General features: G+C 70.1%; 13 protein-coding genes. 3 read left to right on the forward strand and 10 right to left on the reverse strand.

The genetic code is table 11. From position 1 onward, the window contains the following. Positions 1–268: 268 nt before the first annotated feature. The 8 genes from Q9R47_RS22695 to Q9R47_RS22730 form a co-directional block, all read right to left on the reverse strand. Positions 269–862, reverse strand: a complete 594-nt coding sequence (locus Q9R47_RS22695) for a hypothetical protein (protein WP_311235378.1) — start codon at positions 860–862, stop codon at positions 269–271. Further along, on the reverse strand, positions 859–2,448 hold the full coding sequence (locus tag Q9R47_RS22700) for a TRAP transporter large permease subunit (RefSeq protein WP_311235379.1): 1,590 nt from the start codon (positions 2,446–2,448) through the stop codon (positions 859–861). Before Q9R47_RS22700 ends, Q9R47_RS22695 begins: the two co-directional genes overlap by 4 nt. A 54-nt stretch (positions 2,449–2,502) precedes the next feature. Further along, positions 2,503–3,042 (reverse strand): TRAP transporter small permease subunit, encoded by a 540-nt coding sequence (locus Q9R47_RS22705; protein ID WP_311235380.1) that lies wholly within the window; start codon positions 3,040–3,042, stop codon positions 2,503–2,505. Between the two features lie 235 nt (positions 3,043–3,277). Then, positions 3,278–4,018, reverse strand: a complete 741-nt coding sequence (locus Q9R47_RS22710) for a mechanosensitive ion channel family protein (protein WP_311235381.1) — start codon at positions 4,016–4,018, stop codon at positions 3,278–3,280. 98 nt (positions 4,019–4,116) lie between these two features. Further along, positions 4,117–7,611, reverse strand: a complete 3,495-nt coding sequence (gene treS, locus Q9R47_RS22715) for a maltose alpha-D-glucosyltransferase (RefSeq protein ID WP_404977204.1) — start codon at positions 7,609–7,611, stop codon at positions 4,117–4,119. Between the two features lie 4 nt (positions 7,612–7,615). Beyond that, a complete protein-coding gene (locus Q9R47_RS22720; protein WP_311235382.1) occupies positions 7,616–9,664 on the reverse strand; it encodes an alpha-1,4-glucan--maltose-1-phosphate maltosyltransferase in 2,049 nt (682 codons plus the stop codon). A 169-nt stretch (positions 9,665–9,833) separates the two neighbouring features. Further along, positions 9,834–11,873, reverse strand: a complete 2,040-nt coding sequence (glgB, locus tag Q9R47_RS22725) for a 1,4-alpha-glucan branching protein GlgB (RefSeq protein ID WP_311235383.1) — start codon at positions 11,871–11,873, stop codon at positions 9,834–9,836. Between the two features lie 85 nt (positions 11,874–11,958). Continuing rightward, positions 11,959–13,479 (reverse strand): BCCT family transporter, encoded by a 1,521-nt coding sequence (locus Q9R47_RS22730; protein ID WP_311235391.1) that lies wholly within the window; start codon positions 13,477–13,479, stop codon positions 11,959–11,961. Between the two features lie 188 nt (positions 13,480–13,667). Between Q9R47_RS22730 and Q9R47_RS22735 the strand changes: the two genes are divergently transcribed. Beyond that, positions 13,668–14,573 (forward strand): TOBE domain-containing protein, encoded by a 906-nt coding sequence (locus tag Q9R47_RS22735; protein WP_311235384.1) that lies wholly within the window; start codon positions 13,668–13,670, stop codon positions 14,571–14,573. A gap of 38 nt (positions 14,574–14,611) precedes the next feature. Here the strand turns inward: Q9R47_RS22735 and Q9R47_RS22740 are convergent, their stop codons facing one another. Continuing rightward, the gene (locus Q9R47_RS22740; protein WP_311235385.1) at positions 14,612–14,980 is read right to left on the reverse strand and encodes a hypothetical protein; all 369 of its coding nucleotides are present in this window, start codon (positions 14,978–14,980) and stop codon (positions 14,612–14,614) included. Positions 14,981–15,128: 148 nt separating this feature from the next. Between Q9R47_RS22740 and Q9R47_RS22745 the strand changes: the two genes are divergently transcribed. Continuing rightward, positions 15,129–15,869, forward strand: coding sequence for an ATP-binding cassette domain-containing protein (locus Q9R47_RS22745; RefSeq protein WP_311235386.1), 741 nt, complete (start codon positions 15,129–15,131; stop codon positions 15,867–15,869). Here the strand turns inward: Q9R47_RS22745 and Q9R47_RS22750 are convergent. Further along, entirely contained in the window at positions 15,866–16,141 is a 276-nt protein-coding gene (locus Q9R47_RS22750; RefSeq protein WP_311235387.1) for a hypothetical protein, read from the reverse strand. The two genes, Q9R47_RS22745 and Q9R47_RS22750, sit on opposite strands and share 4 nt — an antisense overlap. Positions 16,142–16,375: 234 nt before the next feature. On the opposite strand from Q9R47_RS22750, the gene Q9R47_RS22755 reads away from it, so the two are divergent. Next, on the forward strand, positions 16,376–17,964 hold a 1,589-nt coding region (locus Q9R47_RS22755; RefSeq protein WP_311235388.1), incomplete at its 3' end, for a methyl-accepting chemotaxis protein.

A 17,964-nucleotide genomic window follows, 5' to 3' on the forward strand; every position in this document is an offset into this window, starting at 1 on the left:
GGGTGGCGGGCGTGCCGAAGGACACGCCCGCTTCGTGAACTGGCTTGCCGTGGCTGTCCGAACGTAGCGCGCCAGCGCGCAGTGAGTTCCACGGCACACCCCGCCCCCGAGCACCCCAGGTTGCCCCGTTCGCCCCGCGGGCGAACGGGGTCGCAGACAGCAGGGTCGCCCGTTCTTTGGTTACTTTCTTTCGGCGAAGCGAAAGAAAGTGACTCGCCCGCCGGGGCGACATCCCGGCTCCGGAAAGCAAACTAATCCAGGAACCGAATCAAGGCGCGGCAGAAGCAGGTGCAGCAGAGGAAGGCTCCCGTGAAAGCCCATTCACAGCCCCCGCCCTCACCACACTCTCCCCGAACGCCACCAGCAATCCCGCATCCGCCGCATGCACCCACGTGATCCCGCCGCCTTTGCGCCGCAACAGGATCCGCGGCGCGATGACGGCCTGGAACCACGGCCAGTGCACGATCTTGAAGCTCGCCACGTCGGCCGCGCGCACCCGCTTGTCCCACAGCCACGTCTGCACGATCACGCCGCCGCCGCTGCCATCGCCGCCACCTTCGCTGTAGCAAAACCGCGTGCGGCTGAACACCATCCACCAGCCCACCCAGCCGATCAGCACGGCCGCGAGGCCGAAGGTGGCGAGGGCCGGGAAGGTCCACTGGGCACCGCGCAGCGCGGGGAGGGACCAGAGGGCGAAGGCCGCCAGCCCGCCCACGATGACGACGGCGAGCAGCCGCACCAGGGGCGGGAAGGCGGCGCTTTCGATGTCGATGTCGATGCCGATGCCTGTGCCGGTGCCTTCGTCGGTACCGGCCCCGGCATCCGCGCCGTCCCTGCGCGCGGGCTGTCCGCTCTGCGTCATTGCGGCGTGCTGGCCGCGCCTTCCGGCGCGGGTTCGGGGGCCGTCGGCTCGGGCATCGGTTCCGGCATCGGCATCGCGGGTTCCGCGCCGGGGGCGGCGGAGGCGCCGTCCGCGGGTTTGCTGCCGGTGCCGAAGGGGTCGTCCATGTTGATGGACGGCTCGGCCGAGGTGTCCGCGGGCATGTCGAGCTGCACCTTGTCGAGGTCGACCACCTTTTCCTTGTCGAGGAACACGGTCACGGTCTGCGGGAAGAAGATCACGATCGCCACGAGGATCAGCTGCATCACCACCCAGGGGATGGAACCCATGTAGATGTCGCTCGATTTCACCGGCCGGTCGATGCGCTTTTCCTTGAACAGCGTGTCCGAGATGCCGCGCAGGTAGAAGAGGGCGAAGCCGAAGGGCGGGTGCATGAAGCTGGTCTGCATGTTCACGCACAGCAGCACGCCGAACCACACGAGGTCGATGCCCAGCTTGTGCGCGACGGGGCCCAGCAGCGGCAGGATGATGAAGGCGATCTCGAAGAAGTCGAGGAAGAACGCCAGGAAGAAGATGAAGATGTTCACCACGATCAGGAAGCCGATCTGGCCGCCCGGCAGGTCGGTGAGCATGTGCTCGATCCAGATCGCGCCGTCGACGCCCTGGAACACCAGCGAGAACACGCGCGAGCCGATCAGGATGAACACCACCATGGCGGTGAGGCGCATGGTGCCGTCCATGGCTTCCTTGATGAGCTGCCACGTCAGGCGCTTGTGGATGGCCGCGAGGATCAGCGAGCCCACGGCGCCCATGGCGCCCGCCTCGGTGGGCGTGGCGATGGCGTGGTCCATGAACGGCAGGCCGCCCATGGAGCCGAGCACCGCGAAGATCAGGATGGCCGAGGGGATGATGCCGCGCAGGCACTTGCCCCACAGGGCCCAGCCGTGCAGCGTGCGCGCCGTGCGGGGCAGGCCGGGCACGTATTCGGGGCGGATGCGGCCCAGCAGGAAGGTGTAGATGGCGAAGATCAGCACCTGCAGGATGGCGGGGCCCCAGGCGCCCTTGTACATGTCGCCCACCGAGCGGCCGAGCTGGTCGGCCATGACGATCAGCACCAGCGAGGGCGGCACGAGCTGGGTGATGGTGCCCGAGGCGGCCAGCACGCCGGTGGCGTAGCGCATGTTGTAGCCGTAGCGCATCATCACCGGCAGCGAGATCATCGCCATGGCGATCACCTGGCCGGCCACGGTGCCGGTGATGGCGCCCAGGATGAAGCCCACGATGATGACCGAGTAGCCCAGGCCGCCGCGCACGGGGCCGAAGAGCTGGCCCATGGAGTCGAGCATGTCCTCGGCGAGGCCGCATTTCTCGAGCACCGCGCCCATCAGCGTGAAGAACGGGATGGCCAGCAGCAGGTCGTTCGACAGGATGCCGAACATGTTGATCGGCAGGTTGGCCATGAAGTTGGCCGGGAACCAGCCCATCTCGATGGCGAAGAAGCCGCTGAACAGGCCCAGGGCCGCGAGCGAGAACGCGACCGGAAAGCCGATCAGCATGATCACGATCAGCCCCGCGAACATGATCGGGGCGAAGTTTTCCATGTGCATGGGGAGGGTCTTCCTGGAGAAGTCGGGACGGGCGGCGCTTTTTGGTCGATGCGGTTACTGCACCGGCTTCTCGTAATGCGTGCTGATCTGCAGGTGGCCGGTGAGGTAGGCCACGCGCTTGATGATCTCGGCCAGGCCCTGCAGGAAGACCGCGCCGAAGCCCACCGGCAGCAGCAGCGCCGCGGGCCAGCGGATCAGGCCGCCGATGTTTCCGGACATCTCCTTGGTGACGAACATGTTCCAGAAGAACGGCCAGGTGAGCCAGGTGAGCAGGCCCATCACGGGCAGCAGGAAGAAGATGAGGCCGAAGAGATCGACGAACACCGGGCCGCGGCCGCGCAGCTTGCCGTAGATGATGTCCACGCGCACGTGCTCGTTGAGCTTGAGCACCACGGGGGCGCCGAGCATCACGGTGGTGCCGAAGAGGTACCACTGGATCTCGAGCCACGCGTTCGAGCTCATGTCGAGCCCGTAGCGCATGAGGGCGTTGCCGGCGGAAATCAGGGCGGCGGCGAGCACGGCCCAGCCCGCGACCTTGCTGAGCTTGGTCGACACCCAGTCCATGCCCCGGGCCAGTTGGAGGAGTCCTGTCACGCTTGCTGTCTCCTGTCGTTCATTGGTGTTGTGGGTGGACGCGCGCGAAGAAAACCCCGGCACCGCGTCCGCCCGGCATTAGAGCGGATCGTACGGCGCCTGGGCTGAGAAAAGGCTGACGCGGGGGGCTGGGGTTTTCCCGTGCGTGGAAGTGCGGGGGCGAAAAGCAAACGGCCCGTGCCGTCCGGAGACACGGGCCGTTCAGGCAGGAAAGGAGCGGCAAGAGCGCGGCCGGTCAGAACCCCGGATCGCGTGGATCACGGGGATCGCGCGGAGGCACCCGCGGGTCCCGGGCGGCGGGCGCATCGCCGCGCCGGCGCGGCCACCACTGCTCGATGCATTCGGCGGCGCGCTCGCGCCCGCCCAGGCCGAAGGCGAGCGCCAGGCCGAACACGATGCCGCCCAGCAGGATCAGGAAGCTCTGGCGCACGATATCGCCGCCGATGCCGAGCTGGTCGAGCGCGATCAGCACCGAGAAGATGACGATCGCGTACTGCGCGATCTTGCCGAGCAGCACGGTGTCCGCCATGCCGGCGCGCCGGCAGTAGGCCGACACCATGTCGCCCACGAAACGCGCGAAGTACGCGCCCAGCGCCAGGATCAGCAGCGCGATGAACAGGTTCGGAATGAACCAGAGCACCCGGCTGAGCAGGGCCGTGACGTAGCTCAGGCCCATGCCGTTGAAGGCGATCAGCAGGGCGGCGAGCAGCACGATGCCGTAGGCCAGCAGCCCGAAGAGGCCGATGGTGTCGGTCTTCGAGCCGGCCTGCCGCAGGAAGCCGTCGAGGCCCGCGCGCTCGGCGAGCACCTGCACGTTGATGGCGCGCAGGCCGCGTGTCACCGCGAAGCGCGCGGCCTTGGCGACGAGCCAGCCCACCGCGACGACGACCAGGGCCACCAGCAGGCGCGGCAGGAAGGCGCCGAGCTGGAACAGCATGGCGCGGACGGGCTCGAGGGGAAAGGCGAAATGTTCCATGGTAGAAGCCTCGGCGAAAAGGGTGGGGCCCGCAAGCGGGCTATCGGGATGGAAGGCGGCAGAAACGGGGGCCCGCCGGGAGGCCGGCCCCCATGCGGTCAGGGCGCTTCCGTGGAACCTCCGGGTGGGGGCGGCAGCGTGGGCACGGCGGGCCGGGGCGTCGGGGCGGCCGCCGCGCCGATCAGCGCGAGGATGCCCTGCAGCGGCACCTGCGCCCAATCCACGCGGTTGCCCAGCTCGTAGCGCAGTTCGTAGAGGGCTTTCTCCAGTTCGAACAGCACCACCAGGTCGAGGTCCGGATGGGTGCCGGTGGTGGCATAGGCCTCCAGGAACGCGTCGCGGGCCTGGTGCTCCCAGTCGCGCGCGGCTTCGTCCAGCCGGACCATCTCCTCGGTGGACTGCGTCATGTGGCGCAGCGCCGCCCAGCGGGCGTAGTTGAAGGAGCGCAGCATGCCGGCCACGTCGCGCAGCGGCGAGCCCTTGGCGCGGCGCTGCTCGAAGCTGCGGCCCGGCTCGCCCTCGAAGTCGATGAGCACGAAGTCGTTGCCCGTCACCAGCACCTGGCCCAGGTGGTAGTCGCCGTGGTAGCGGCTCTTGTGGCCCGTGGGCAGCTGCGCGCCGTCGGCGGCCAGGCGCTCCAGGATCGCGCCGCGCCGTGCCAGCACCGCCTGCGCGTCGTTCTGCGTGGCGGGCGGCAGGTCGTGCAGGCGCCGCTCCAGCAGGGCGAGCGTCTCTTCCGCCTCGGCCCGCGCGCGGTCGCGGAAGGCCGTGACGTCCTGCGCGGTGATCGGCTCGGGGTCGAAGGCCGTGTCGCCGGTGCGCAGGCCGAGCGCCTGGTGCAGTTCCGCCGTGCGCCGTCCGAGCGTGCGGACCAGCGCGAGGAAGCCGCCGTGCACGTCGGGAAGCACCGCGTCGGGCACGGTGCGCGTGTCCTCCAGGAAGCGCTCCAGGTAGCCGAGCGTGTATTCCCAGCCGTCGCCCTGGTTGGAGACGTAGGCCTGCACCAGCGCCAGCGTCATGGTGCCGCCGCCGGGGGCCATGTACTCCACGGCACCCAGCACCGGCACGCAGTGCGGGAAGTGCGCCACCTCGGTCAGGAAGCGGCCCACCTCCAGCTCGGGGTTGATGCCCTCGCGCAGCCGGCGGTAGCCCTTGAGGAACAGCGTCTCGCCCAGCGACACCACGGTGTTGCTGCTCTGCGCGCCGGGGCGTGCCACGGGCAGCGCGTCCAGGCCCTCGGCCAGCGCCGTGAAGGCGGACGTGTGGGAGAAGCGCACGCTGCCGCCGCGGTCCGTCGGCAGGGCGGTGTTCTCCCCCAGGGCGCGCACCACGGCGCGGCAGAAGGACTCGTCGTGGAACGCGTCGCCCATCACGCCCACCTGCGCCTGCTGGCGCACGCGCGCCACGCCGGCCGGGGAGATGCGGCGCATGCGTTCCTCGCTGCCTTCCTCCCAGGCGAGCGCCAGCGGCACGAAGTACGGCACGCCTGCCGCCGTACCGTCCTGGCCCGCAGCGGTGGTGCTGGCACCCGCATTGGTATCCACGGCGATCAGGGGCAGCATCCATTCGCAGGCATCGCCCGCCTTCCACACCGTGTGGTCCACGATGCGCGCGCCGGCGATGGCCGCGCCCTTGTCAGCATACCAGCGCTGCAGCTCGATGAAGCGGGGCAGCGTGTCGCCCTCGAACTGCGCGCGCATGCGCTCGGCCATGCCGATGCGCCAGGGCATGACGCGTTCGCGGAAGAAGCTGGTCCAGCCGTCGAACAGCACCAGCACCGGCCGCTCCTGCAGGTCCAGGCCTTCCTGGTGCCAGGAGGGGACGGGGGCCTCGCTGGAGAGGCGGAACCAGTAGAAGCCGAAGGAGTGCAGCGTGAGCAGGTAGGGCAGGTCGCCGATCGGCGGGAAGGTGACGCGGCCCAGCATCTCGATCGGCGTGCGGCCCCGGTAGGCGGAGAGATCCAGCTCCACGGGCTGCGCCGCGCGCGAGAGGTTGAACACGGTGAGGATGATGTCGTCCTCGTGCTCGCTCACGTAGGCGAGGATCTTGCGGTTGCCGGGCTTGAGGAAGGTGCGGCGTCCGCGGCCGAAGGCGCGGCTGGTCTTGCGCACGGCCAGCATGCGCCGCGTCCAGTGCAGCAGCGAGCTCTGGTCGCTCGACTGGGCCTCGACGTTCAGCGCCTCGTAGCCGTACACCGCGTCCATGATCGGCTGCAGGTAGAGCCGCTGCGGATCGGAGCGCGAGAAGCCGCCGTTGCGGTCGGGGGACCACTGCATCGGGGTGCGCACGCCGTTGCGGTCGCCCACGAACACGTTGTCGCCCATGCCGATCTCGTCGCCGTAGTAGATGATGGGCGAGCCCGGCATCGACAGCAGCATGCCGTTCATGAGCTTCACGCGGTCGATGTCGTTCTCCATCAGCGGCGAGAGCCGCCGGCGGATGCCGAGGTTGATGCGCGCGCGCATGTCCGCCGCGTACATGCTGTACATGTAGTCGCGCTCCTTGCTGGTCACCATCTCGAGCGTCAGCTCGTCGTGGTTGCGCAGGAAGATCGCCCACTGGCAGCCGTCGGGAATGTCCGGCGTCTGCTGCATGATCTCGACGATCGGGTGCCGGTCCTCCTGGGCGATCGCCATGTACATGCGCGGCATCAGCGGGAAGTGGTAGGCCATGTGGCACTCGTCGCCGTCGCCGAAGTATTCGCGCACGTCCTCGGGCCACATGTTGGCCTCGGCGAGCAGGAAGCGGTTCTTGTACTCGGCGTCGATGGCGGCGCGCAGCTTCTTGATCACCGCGTGCGTCTCGGGCAGGTTCTCGTTGCTCGTGCCGTCGCGCTCCACCAGGTACGGGATGGCATCGAGCCGGAAGCCGTCCACGCCCATGTCCAGCCAGAAGCGCATGGTCTTGAACACGGCTTCCAGCACCGCCGGGTTGTCGAAGTTCAGGTCCGGCTGGTGGCTGAAGAAGCGGTGCCAGTAGTACTGCTTGGCGACCGGGTCCCAGGCCCAGTTGGAGGTCTCGGTATCGGTGAAGATGATGCGCGTGCCCTGGTAGATCTGGTCGGTGTCGCTCCAGACGTAGAAGTCGCGCTCGGGCGAGCCGGGCGGGGCGTGCCGCGCGCGCTGGAACCAGGGGTGCTCGGACGAGGTGTGGTTGATGACCAGTTCGGTGATCACGCGCAGGCCGCGCGCGTGGGCGGCGTCGAGCATTTCCTTGAAGTCCTCCAGCGTGCCGTACTGCGGATGCACGCTTTCGTAGTCGGAGATGTCGTAGCCGTCGTCGCGCAGCGGCGAGGGGTAGAACGGCATCAGCCAGATCGTGTTGACGCCCAGGTCCTTCACGTAGTCCAGCTTGGCGGTCACGCCCTTGAAGTCGCCGTACCCGTCGTTGTTGCTGTCGTAGAACGCCTTCACGTTCAACTGGTAGATGACGGCGTCGCGGTACCACTGGGGGTCGCCCTGGGTGTCGATCTCCGGGGTTTCGGGGGTGACGACGGGGCCGGGCTCGGGCAGCGGCCCGGCCGCGGCGCCGGCGGTGGCGGCCGTGGGCATGCTCGCGGCGGAAGGGGAGGTGTGCGGCAATGGAGCGTTCATGGCATCACTGGAAAGGGTCGAGGCTTCCGGCGTCCGCAACGCGGCGCCGCACGGCGAAGATGTGGGCCGGCGCGCGGCGCGGGTCGAGCAGGATGTAGTGGTGCTCGCCCTGCCAAACGAAGCGCTGCTGGCTCAGCAGATCGTGCATCTGCCAGTCGGCCGCGGGCGGGTCGCCCTCGGCGATGGCGATGTCCTCGGGCGAGAGGCGCATCCAGCCCGATTGCGCATGGTGCGGATCGAGGTTGACCACGGTCACGATCACGTCGCGGCCGTCGGGCGAGCGCTTCATGTAGGCAAGCAGCATCTCGTTGTCCACCGGCAGGAAGCGCAGGCTGTGGTCGGCCTGCAGCGCGGCATGCTCGCGGCGGATGCGGTTCACGCAGGCGATCAGCGGGCGCAGGCTGCCGGGCCGGTCCAGGTCCCAGTGCCGCAGCTGGTATTTCTCGGAATCGCGGTATTCCTCACTGCCGGGCGCGCGCGGTTCGTGCTCCAGCAGCTCGTAGGCCGGGCCGTAGATGCCGTAGTTGGCCGAGAGCGTGGCGGCCAGCACCAGGCGGTACGCGAACACCGCGGGCTCGCCGCCCTGCAGGTGGGCCGGCAGGATGTCGGGCGTGTTGGGCCAGGCGTTGGGACGGAAGTAGTCGCACCCCGGCGCGGTGTTCAGTTCCGTGAAGTAGTCGGTGAGTTCCTGCCGCGTGGTGCGCCAGGTGAAGTAGGTGTAGGACTGCGTGAACCCGCGCTTGGCGAGGCCGTGCATCACCTTGGGCCGCGTGAACGCCTCGGCCAGGAAAATCGTGCCGGGATATTCGCGCTGGATGTCCTGGATCACCCACTCCCAGAAAGCGAAGGCCTTGGTGTGGGGGTTGTCCACGCGGAAGATCTGCACGCCCTGGCCGATCCAGTGCGCGAACACGCTGCGCAGTTCCTGCCAGAGGCCGCGCCAGTCCTCGCATTCGAAGTGGAAGGGGTAGATGTCCTGGTATTTCTTGGGCGGGTTCTCGGCGTACTGCACGGTGCCGTCGGGCCGCCAGCGGAACCAGTCCGGATGCTCGCGCACGTAGGGATGGTCGGGCGCGCACTGGAAGGCGATGTCCATCGCGACCTCGATGCCGTGCTCGCGTGCGCGGGCCACCAGCCGGCGGAAATCCTCCTCCGTGCCCAGGTCCAGGTGGATGGACTTGTGGCCGCCCTCGTCCGCGCCGATGGCCCAGGGGCTGCCCACGTCGCCCGGGCCGGCGGTGAGTGCATTGTTGGGCCCCTTGCGCTGCACCCGGCCGATCGGGTGGATGGGGGGCAGGTACAGCACGTCGAAGCCCATTTCGGCGATGCCGGGAAGGCGGGCTTCCACGTCGCGGAAGGTGCCGTGCATGCCGGGCACGGGCGAGGCCGAGCGCGGGAAGAGTTCGTACCAGCTGCTGAAGCGGGCGCGTTCGCGGTCCGCGCGCAGCGGCAGCGCCACGGGGTGGAGGGTCTGCAGGCTGCGGTCCGGGTGGCGGCGCATCGCCTCGGCGGCATCGTCCTGCAGCGCCAGCGCCTTGAGCGCCTCGGCGGCGCCCTCCGGGCCCTGCGCGCCCTGTTCCAGGTCCGCGGCCCAGGCCTCCAGCAGCCGGGCGTCGGCGGCGGCGGTGTGCGAGGCCGCGCGCATGGCCGCGGCGCGCGCCTCGGCGGCGCCCACGCGGGCCGCCACGCGGATGTCGGCCGCGTCCACGCGGCGCTCCATGTCGTGCCGCCAGGATTCGAAGGTGTCCACCCAGGCCGCCACGGTGTAGCGGTAGAGGCCCGGCTCCTGCGGCGTGAACTCCGCCCGCCATTCGTCGTTCGCCTCCAGCTGCATCGGCACCTCGGTGGGCGCTTGCGGAGCTGGCGATCCGTCCTCGGCGTCCTTCCACCACTGCAGCATGGCGCGCGGCACGTCGTGCCCGTCGGTGAAGCAATGGGCGGTGATGCGCACCGGCTCGCCGGCCACGCGCTTCACCGGGAAGCGCCCGCCGTTCACGGCCGGCAGCACCGCATCGATCACGGCGCGTCCGCGGCCTGCGTCCCCGGACGGCATGGTGCCGGAAGGTGCCCGGGGGGCGGCTTGCGGTGCGGTGGCGGATGCCGTCAGCGCGGACGGGCAGGTTTCCGCGTTCTCCCCGGCCGGAGCAGCTGCGGCGCGCTGCGGAGCCGATGGCGCAGGAGCCGGGGTGCGGGAAGCAGACGGCGGGGTCGAGGGCGCGGGTTCACGGGGTGCGGGCATGGCGTGCGGGCTCCTGTCGAAGGATGAGGGTGGACAGCGGCGGCAGCGTGAGGCAGATCGACTGTTCGCAGTGGTGCGAACGCACCGGCGCGGCCTGCAGGCCGCCCAGGTTGCCCCAGCCGGCACCGCCGAATTCGCGGGCGTCGCTGTTGAACAGCTCCTGCCAGTAGCCGGCGGTGGGCACGCCGACGAGGTAGTTTTCGCGGGGCATGGGCGTCAGGTTGCAGACCACCAGCACCGGGCCGGCGCCCTGGCGCTGGGCCTCGGGGCCCGGCTTGCGCAGGAACGCGAACACGCTGCGGTCGGCATCGTCGGCCTCGACCCACTGGAAGCCCTCGGGCGAGAAGTCGAGATCGTGCAGGGCCGGTTCGCTGCGGTAGACGCGGTTGAGCTCGCGCACCATGTGCTGCAGGCCGCCGTGCAGGGGGCTGTCGCACACCCACCATTCGAGTTCGCCCTCGTGCGTCCATTCGCGGCGCTGGCCGAATTCGCCGCCCATGAAGAGCAGCTTCTTGCCGGGGTGGGCCCACATCAGGCCGAAGAGCGCGCGCAGGTTGGCGAACTGCTGCCACTCGTCGCCGGGCATCTTGTCGATCAGCGAGCCCTTGCCGTACACCACCTCGTCGTGCGAGAGGGGCAGCACGAAGTTCTCGTTGAAGGCGTACACCAGCGAGAACGTGAGCTTGTGGTGGTGATACCGGCGGTTGATCGGGTCTTCCTTGAAGTAGGCCAGCGTGTCGTGCATCCAGCCCATGTTCCACTTCATGCCGAAGCCGAGGCCGTTCATCTCCAGCGGCCGCGAGACCATCGGCCAGGCGGTCGATTCCTCCGCGATGCTCACCGTGTCCGGATGGTCGCGGTAGAGCGAGCGGTTCAGCAGCCGCATGAACTCGATCGCCTCCAGGTTCTCGCGCCCGCCGTGGCGGTTGGGAATCCATTCGCCATGCTTGCGCGCGTAGTCGAGGTAGAGCATGGAGGCCACGGCATCCACGCGCAGGCCGTCCAGGTGGTATTTGTCGAGCCAGAACAGGCCCGACGAGATGAGGAAGCTGCGCACCTCGTGCCGGCCGTAGTTGAAGATGGCCGAGTTCCATTCGGGATGGAAGCCCTGGCGCGGGTCCGAGTGCTCGTACAGGTGCGTGCCGTCGAATTCGGCCAGGCCGTGGCCGTCCATGGGGAAGTGCGAGGGCACCCAGTCCAGCAGCACGCCGATGCCCCGCTGGTGCAGGTGGTCCACGAAGTACATGAAATCCTGCGGGGTGCCGTAGCGCGAGGTCGGCGCGAAGTAGCCGGTGGTCTGGTAGCCCCAGGAGCCGTAGAACGGATGCTCGGTCACCGGCATCAGCTCCACGTGCGTGAAGCCCATCGACTGCACATAGTCGCCGAGCGCGTGGGCGAGTTCGCGGTAGTCCATGAACTGCCCGTCCTTGCGGCGCCACGACCCCGCATGGACCTCGTAGATCGACATCGGCGCGTCGAGCGCGTTGTGCGGGCCGCGCGAGGCCATCCACTCGCCGTCGTTCCAGGTGTAGTCGAGGTCCCAGATCCGCGAGGCGGTGCGGGGCGGCAGTTCGGAGCAAATGGCGAGCGGATCGGCCTTCTCCAGCACGCGGCCGCCGGTGCGCGAGACGATGCGGAACTTGTAGGCCTGCCCGTGCGCGGCATGCGGCACGAAGCCTTCCCACACGCCGCTGCCGTCATCACGCGCGGACAGCGGGTCGGCGTCGCCGTTCCAGCCGTTCCAGTCGCCGATCACCGACACCGAGGCCGCGTTGGGCGCCCAGACCGAGAAATTGGCGCCGCTCGCGTCGCGGGCCGGCGTGCCTTCCTCGCGCCGCAGGTGGCAGCCGAGGGACTGGTAGAGCCGCGCATGCGTTCCCTCGCGCAGCAGGTAGGCGTCGTGGGCGGTCAGCAGGGTGGAGTCGTTTGGCGGCACGGTGGAATCCTGAATAGGTCGTGGAGGGAGGGGAAAGGGACGGCATGGCTTCCGCACGACCGCATCGGTTGAAAGCCATTGGCGCATGGCCGGCCCGGTCGAGCTCGCGCGGCGGCGGCGATTGGGGCTGTAGGACGGGACCGCTAGGGGCGCGGCCCCGTCCACCCCGCGGTCACTCGCGCATGACCATCTCGCGCATGCGGCGGCGCAGGGCGCGCTCGCGCTGGCGTTCGGCCTCGTGGTCCTCCCGCACCGCGCGCAGCAGGGCCACCGCCATGAGCACCAGCACCAGCGCGAACGGCAGCGCGAACACGATGGTGGCCGTCTGTACCGCCTGCAGCCCGCCCGCGAACAGCAGCGACAGGGCGATGCCCGCCACCAGCAGGCCCCAGACGATCTTCACGCCCGCGGAGGGGTTGGGATCGCCGCGCGTGCTCATCGTGCCAAGCACCAGCGTGGCGGAGTCGCCCGACGTCACGAAGAACACGACGACCAGCACCGTGGCCACGATGGACATCGCCAGACCCAGCGGCATGGCGTTGAACATCGCGAACATCGCCGTGGCCGGGTCGGCCTGCGCGGCGGCCGCCAGCGGCACCTGCTGGAAGATCTCCAGGTGGAGCGCGGTGCCGCCGAAGATCGAGAACCACAGGAAGCCCACGAGCGTGGGGGCCACCACCGTGCCGAGCACGAACTGCCGGATGGTGCGGCCGCGCGACACGCGCGCGATGAACAGGCCCACGAACGGCGACCATGCGATCCACCACGACCAGTAGAAGATGGTCCAGTCGCCCACCCAGCTGCTGTCCCGGAACGGCGACATGCGCAGGCTGGTGCGCACGAACTCGCTGAGGTAGGCGCCCAGCGTGTTGGTGAAGGTGTTCACGAGCGACACCGTGGGGCCGAGCAGGAAAACCACCAGCGCCAGGAAGGCCGCGAGCAGCAGGTTGGCGCTGGAGAGCCATTTCACCCCGCGGTCCAGGCCGCTCACGGCGGACGTGATGAACAGCGCGGTGGTCACCAGGATGATCGCCGCCTGCGGCCACGGACCGACGGGGACGCCGAACACCGCCTGCAGGCCGCCGTTGATCTGCGCGGCACCCATGCCAAGCGACGCGGCCACGCCGAAGGCGGTGGCCACCACCGCCAGCACGTTGACCGCGGGCGACAACCGGCGCATGCCGCGCCAGGGCAGCGATTCGGTGGCCGAGCTCACCAGACCCGGGGCCTGGCGGCGGAACTGGAAGAAGGCGATCGCCAGGCCGACGATGCCGTAGATGGCCCAGGGGTGCAGCCCCCAGTGGAAGAAGGCGTAGCGCATGGCGGCGCCCGCGGCCTCGGGCGTCTGCGGCGCGATGCCCGGCGGCGGCAGGCCGTAGTGCGAGACCGGCTCCGCCACGCCCCAGAACACCAGGCCGATCCCCATGCCCGCGGCGAACAGCATCGCGAACCACGTGGGGGTGGAGAACTCGGGTTCGTCGTCCTCGTCGCCGAGCTTCAGGTCGCCATAGCGGCTCAGGGCGAGGAAGAAGGCCAGGCCGACCAGGCCCAGCACCACCCACAGATAGAGCCAGCCGAAGTTGCGCGTGATGCTCGCGAGCAGCGAGCCGAAGAAGACGCCCAGCGTGGCCGGCGAGGCCAGCCCCCACAGCACGATGGCGGCGATCAGGCCGGCCGACACCGTGAGCTGCAGGTTGCTCCCGGCCGCGGCCCACAGGCGGGCGGGCAGGGGTTGCGGGGCGGAAGTGGGCGGGGGCTGGGAGGAAAGCGGCATCCGCGAAGTTTGGCGGCGGACGGGCCGCCGGTCTGTCAGCCGAAACCGGCAACGGATGAGCCCCGCCCACGGCGTTCGCCGCCAGGGGTTGCGGCATCATTGCGCCCATGCATTCCCGACCTGCCGGGCCCGCCGCTGCGCCGGCCCCGATCGCCTTCTTCGACGCGCTGGCCCATGGCCCGGCCGACCGCCGCGTGGCCGTGCTCCGCGGGATCGGCGCGGCCGGCTCGATCTCGCAGGCCGCCCGCGCGGTCGGCGTGAGCTACAAGGCCGCCTGGCAGGCGGTGGATACGCTCACCAACCTGGCGGGAACGCCGCTGGTGGAACGGGTGGTGGGCGGCGCGGGCGGCGGCGGCGCGCGCCTGACCGAAGCCGGCCACGCCCTGCTGCATGCCGCCGACGCGCTCGCGCAGGCCCGGGCGGGCGTGCTGGCCGCGGTGGCGCCGGGGCGCACGGATGCGGCAGTGGCGGTGTCGCCGCAGGCCGCGCACGCGGCGCGTCCGGCAGCGGGCCTCGCCCTGCGCACGAGCATGCGCAACCAGTGGCCGTGCGTGGTCGAGGCGCTGGAAGGCGATGGCGCCGTGGTGCGGGTGCTGCTGCGCGGCGAGCGGCTGCCCCCGGAGCCGGCCTCCTCGCCGGCGCACGGCGCTGACGCGGACGGCCTGCGCCTGTCTGCCCGCATTACGCGCGAGAGCGGCGAATTGCTGGGGCTGCGGCCCGGCAATCCCGTGCTGGCGCTGTGCAAGGCCACGGCCGTACGGGCGCGGGCCTTGCCTTCACGGCACGGCGCTCCCGCTGCGCCCAGCGATGAAGAAACCTCCAATACCTGGACGGGCCGCGTGGCACGTGTTTCGCGCGGCGGCGTGCAGGGCGACGAAATCGCCGCCGAACTCGATGCCGGCGTGCGCATGGTGGGCTTCGCGCCTGCCGGCTCCGGGCTGCGCACGGGGCGGCGGGTGGTGCTGTCGGTGGAGGAATCCGCGGTGGTGCTGGCCGTGGTGGACATGGGCTGAGGGCTGAGACATGGGCCGGGAAGTGCCCGCCTCCGCGCTCAGTCCAGCGCGAAGCGCTCGCGGAAGGCGTCGCAGAACGGGCCGGTGCCGCACAGCGAGAGCGTGATCGTGTGGCGCGGTGCGCCTGCCGTGCCGGAAGCCGCCACCACGCGCCGGGTGTCTTCGTCGTAGCGCAGCGATTGCCCGGTGGCGGTCTCTTCCACGGCCTGCAGGTCGTAATCCCAGAGTCCGCCATCCTCGATCGGACCGCGCTGGCCGCCGAAGCGGTCGTGCGCCCAGTCCAGCACCGCGGCGATCTCGGCATGCAGCGCCGGCAGATGCTCGCTGGTCACGCTCGCCATGGCATCCCAGGTGCCGCAGCCGTCGCTGTCTTCGCTGTAGTCGAAATCGAGGTAACGCAGGGTCATGGGCTCTGTGCGGGTGGACGGAGAAGGATGGGGAGGGCGAACGCCGGAGCAAGCGGGCGCAGGCGTGACGCTCCACGGCCGATTGTCGGGCGAACGGCCCGCGCCGTGCCGGAGAATGGCGTGAAACCACACCATGGACACGCCCGCCATGCCTTCCGAGATGTCTCCCGCCCCGGCCTCCCTCTCGCCCCGCCCCCTGGATGCCGCCGGCCAGCCTGCTGCCGCGCCGGGTCCCGCGGCCGGCACCGGCCCGGTGCTGTGGGCGTGCACGGGCCTGCGCCATGGGATGCCCGGGATGGATGAGCCGCTGTTCGGCGGCATGGATCTGCGCATCGCGGCGGGCGCCACGCTGCTGCGGGGTGGCGACGGCCGGGGCAAGACCACGCTGCTGCGGATCATCGCCGGCCAGCTGAATCCCCGGCAAGGACGCATCGACGCGGCAACGCGCGACGTGTTCTGGATCGATCCCCGCAGCGACGGCGCGGAGGGCGGAGGGCCCGCCGCGCAGCAGACGCCGGAAGATTGGTGGGCCGCGCAGGCGGCGCGCCGCCCGGGCTGGAGTGCCGATGCGCTGGCGGCCCACGTCCAGGGTTTCGGGCTGGCCGGGCATGCCGGCAAGCGCATGGAGCAGCTTTCCACCGGCACGCGCCGCAAGGTGCTGCTCGCGGCCGGCTTGGCGAGCGGCGCGGCACTGGTGCTGGTGGACGAGCCGGTCGCCGGGCTGGACCGCGCCTCGATCGCCTATCTGCGGCAATGCCTCTGCGGCGCGGCGGCGGCAGCGTCCGCCACCCCGCCTGCATCGCCTGCGGGCGGCTCCGCGGTCGTGGTGGCGCATTACGACGCCCTGGGCGATGTGCCCTGGACGCAGCGGGTGGAACTGGGCGACTAGGCTGCCGCGCGCGCGGGTCCGGGCTGCGCGGGCGCATGCCACCGCTCCTTGCCGGCCCGCTTGGCCGCGTACGGCGCTTCGTCGGCGCGGCGGATGGTTTCCGCCAGCGTGTCGCCCTCCCGCAGCAGAGCCAGCCCGACGCTTCCCATGGCGAGCAGATCGTCGAGGAAGGCGCCGGCCTGGGCGTCATCCATGCCGGACAGCAGGATGCCGAACTCCTCGCCACCCATGCGCCCGCAGGGGCGGTAGACCCGTCGGCGCGTGCCGTCCATCACACGGCCACGCCCGGGCCCGGGCCGCGGCACCTTGTTGGAAATGTGTGCCTTTCCACTCACGCTAGGGGGTATGGAGCGGGCCGCGCAGGTCGGCTGAAAATGGAAAGTGAGAAAAAGGATGCCTGCACCAGGCTGCTTATCAGGTGTCTATATGATAAAAATGATCTACAGCACTTTTCTGGATTTTTCATTTTCAGGGGTGGTGGCAGGCAACTGATACGGAAGGCATCCATGGCATCTCTGAAAGTCTCGACGCGCGTCACACTGGGGTTTGGCGTACTGGCCCTGCTGGGAATCCTGATCGCCGCCGTGGGCGCGCTGAACATGCGGACCGTGGCCAGGGACCTGCAGGAGGTGGCCACCGACCGCATGGTGAAGGTGGCGCAGTTCACCGAACTCAAGGACAACCTCAACGCCATTGCCCGGTATGCGCGCAATGTGGTGATCTCTCCCGATCCCGCCGTCCAGCAGCAGGAAAAGGGGCGGATCGGCGAGATGCGCCAGGCCAACGAAGCCATCGTCCGGGAATTGGAGAAGACCATTGCGCTGCCGAAGGCCCGTGAGCTCCTGGACGTGATCCTGCAGACCCGCGGCGGCTACAACGAGGCCCTGGAGCGCGCGACCGGCCTGGTGGACCAGGGCGACCGGGTGGGCGGCGGGGCCCTGCTGATGGGCGATGTGCGGGCGCGGCAGAACGTGCTGTTCAAGGCGGTGGACGACTCCCGGGCGCTGCAGAAGCGGATCGCGGACGAGCTGGCCTTGGACGCTTCGCGGCTGGCCGCCCGTTCCACCGTGATGCTGGCGTCGCTGGGCGCCGCCATGCTCGCCATCGGCCTGCTGGTGGGCTGGATCATCGTCCGCGACCTGTCCCGTGCCCTGGGGGCCGAGCCGGCGGACCTGGCCGCCGCCGCGCAGCGGGTGGCCGCGGGCGACCTGAGCACGGAGCTGCGCGCGCGTCCCGGCGACCAGGCCAGCGTGATGGCGGCCATGGCCGCGATGCAGAGCGCGCTCGCGGCGGTGGTCGCCACCGTGCGCAGCGGCGCGGACGGCGTGGCCACCGCCAGCTCCGAGATCGCGCAGGGCAACGCCGACCTCTCCAGTCGTACCGAGCAGCAGGCGAGCGCGCTGGAGGAAACGGCCGCATCGATGGAGGAACTCTCCAGCACCGTGCGTCAGAACGCCGACAGCGCCCGCCAGGCCAACCAGCTGGCCGTGAATGCGTCCACGGTGGCGGTGCAGGGCGGCGACGTCGTCGGCCGGGTCGTCGACACGATGAAGACCATCAACGACCGTTCGAAGAAGATCGCCGACATCATCGGCGTGATCGACGGCATCGCCTTCCAGACCAACATCCTGGCGCTGAATGCCGCCGTGGAGGCGGCGCGGGCGGGCGAGCAGGGACGCGGCTTCGCCGTGGTGGCCAGCGAAGTGCGCAGCCTGGCGCAGCGCAGCGCCGGCGCCGCCAAGGACATCAAGCTCCTGATCGACGGCAGCGTGATCGAGGTGGAGCGCGGCGCCGCGCTGGTGGATCAGGCTGGTGCGACCATGACCGAGGTGGTCTCCGCGATCCGCCGCGTGACCGACCTGATCGGCGAAGTGAGCGCCGCCAGCGGCGAGCAGAGCCAGGGCGTGGCGCAGGTGGGCGAGGCCGTGTCCCAGATGGACCAGGTCACCCAGCAGAATGCCGCGCTGGTGGAGGAAAGCGCCGCGGCGTCGAGCAGCCTCAACCACCAGGCCCGGCAGTTGCAGCAGGCGGTGGCCGTGTTCCGGCTCGGCGGTGCCGGGCACCGGGATTTCCGCCCCGCGGCCGCCTTCGCGCC

This window comes from Acidovorax sp. PRC11, from assembly GCF_031844105.1.
Taxonomy (GTDB): domain Bacteria; phylum Pseudomonadota; class Gammaproteobacteria; order Burkholderiales; family Burkholderiaceae_C; genus Paracidovorax.

Coding starts and splice junctions, on each gene's coding strand:
- Q9R47_RS22695 (WP_311235378.1), bottom strand. CDS start 862: ATGACGCAGAGCGGACAGCCCGCGCGCAGGGACGGCGCGGATGCCGGG.
- Q9R47_RS22700 (WP_311235379.1), bottom strand. CDS start 2,448: ATGCACATGGAAAACTTCGCCCCGATCATGTTCGCGGGGCTGATCGTG.
- Q9R47_RS22710 (WP_311235381.1), bottom strand. CDS start 4,018: ATGGAACATTTCGCCTTTCCCCTCGAGCCCGTCCGCGCCATGCTGTTC.
- treS (WP_404977204.1), bottom strand. CDS start 7,611: ATGAACGCTCCATTGCCGCACACCTCCCCTTCCGCCGCGAGCATGCCC.
- Q9R47_RS22720 (WP_311235382.1), bottom strand. CDS start 9,664: ATGCCGTCCGGGGACGCAGGCCGCGGACGCGCCGTGATCGATGCGGTG.
- glgB (WP_311235383.1), bottom strand. CDS start 11,873: ATGCGCCAATGGCTTTCAACCGATGCGGTCGTGCGGAAGCCATGCCGT.
- Q9R47_RS22735 (WP_311235384.1), top strand. CDS start 13,668: ATGCATTCCCGACCTGCCGGGCCCGCCGCTGCGCCGGCCCCGATCGCC.
- Q9R47_RS22740 (WP_311235385.1), bottom strand. CDS start 14,980: ATGACCCTGCGTTACCTCGATTTCGACTACAGCGAAGACAGCGACGGC.
- Q9R47_RS22745 (WP_311235386.1), top strand. CDS start 15,129: ATGCCTTCCGAGATGTCTCCCGCCCCGGCCTCCCTCTCGCCCCGCCCC.
- Q9R47_RS22750 (WP_311235387.1), bottom strand. CDS start 16,141: ATGGACGGCACGCGCCGACGGGTCTACCGCCCCTGCGGGCGCATGGGT.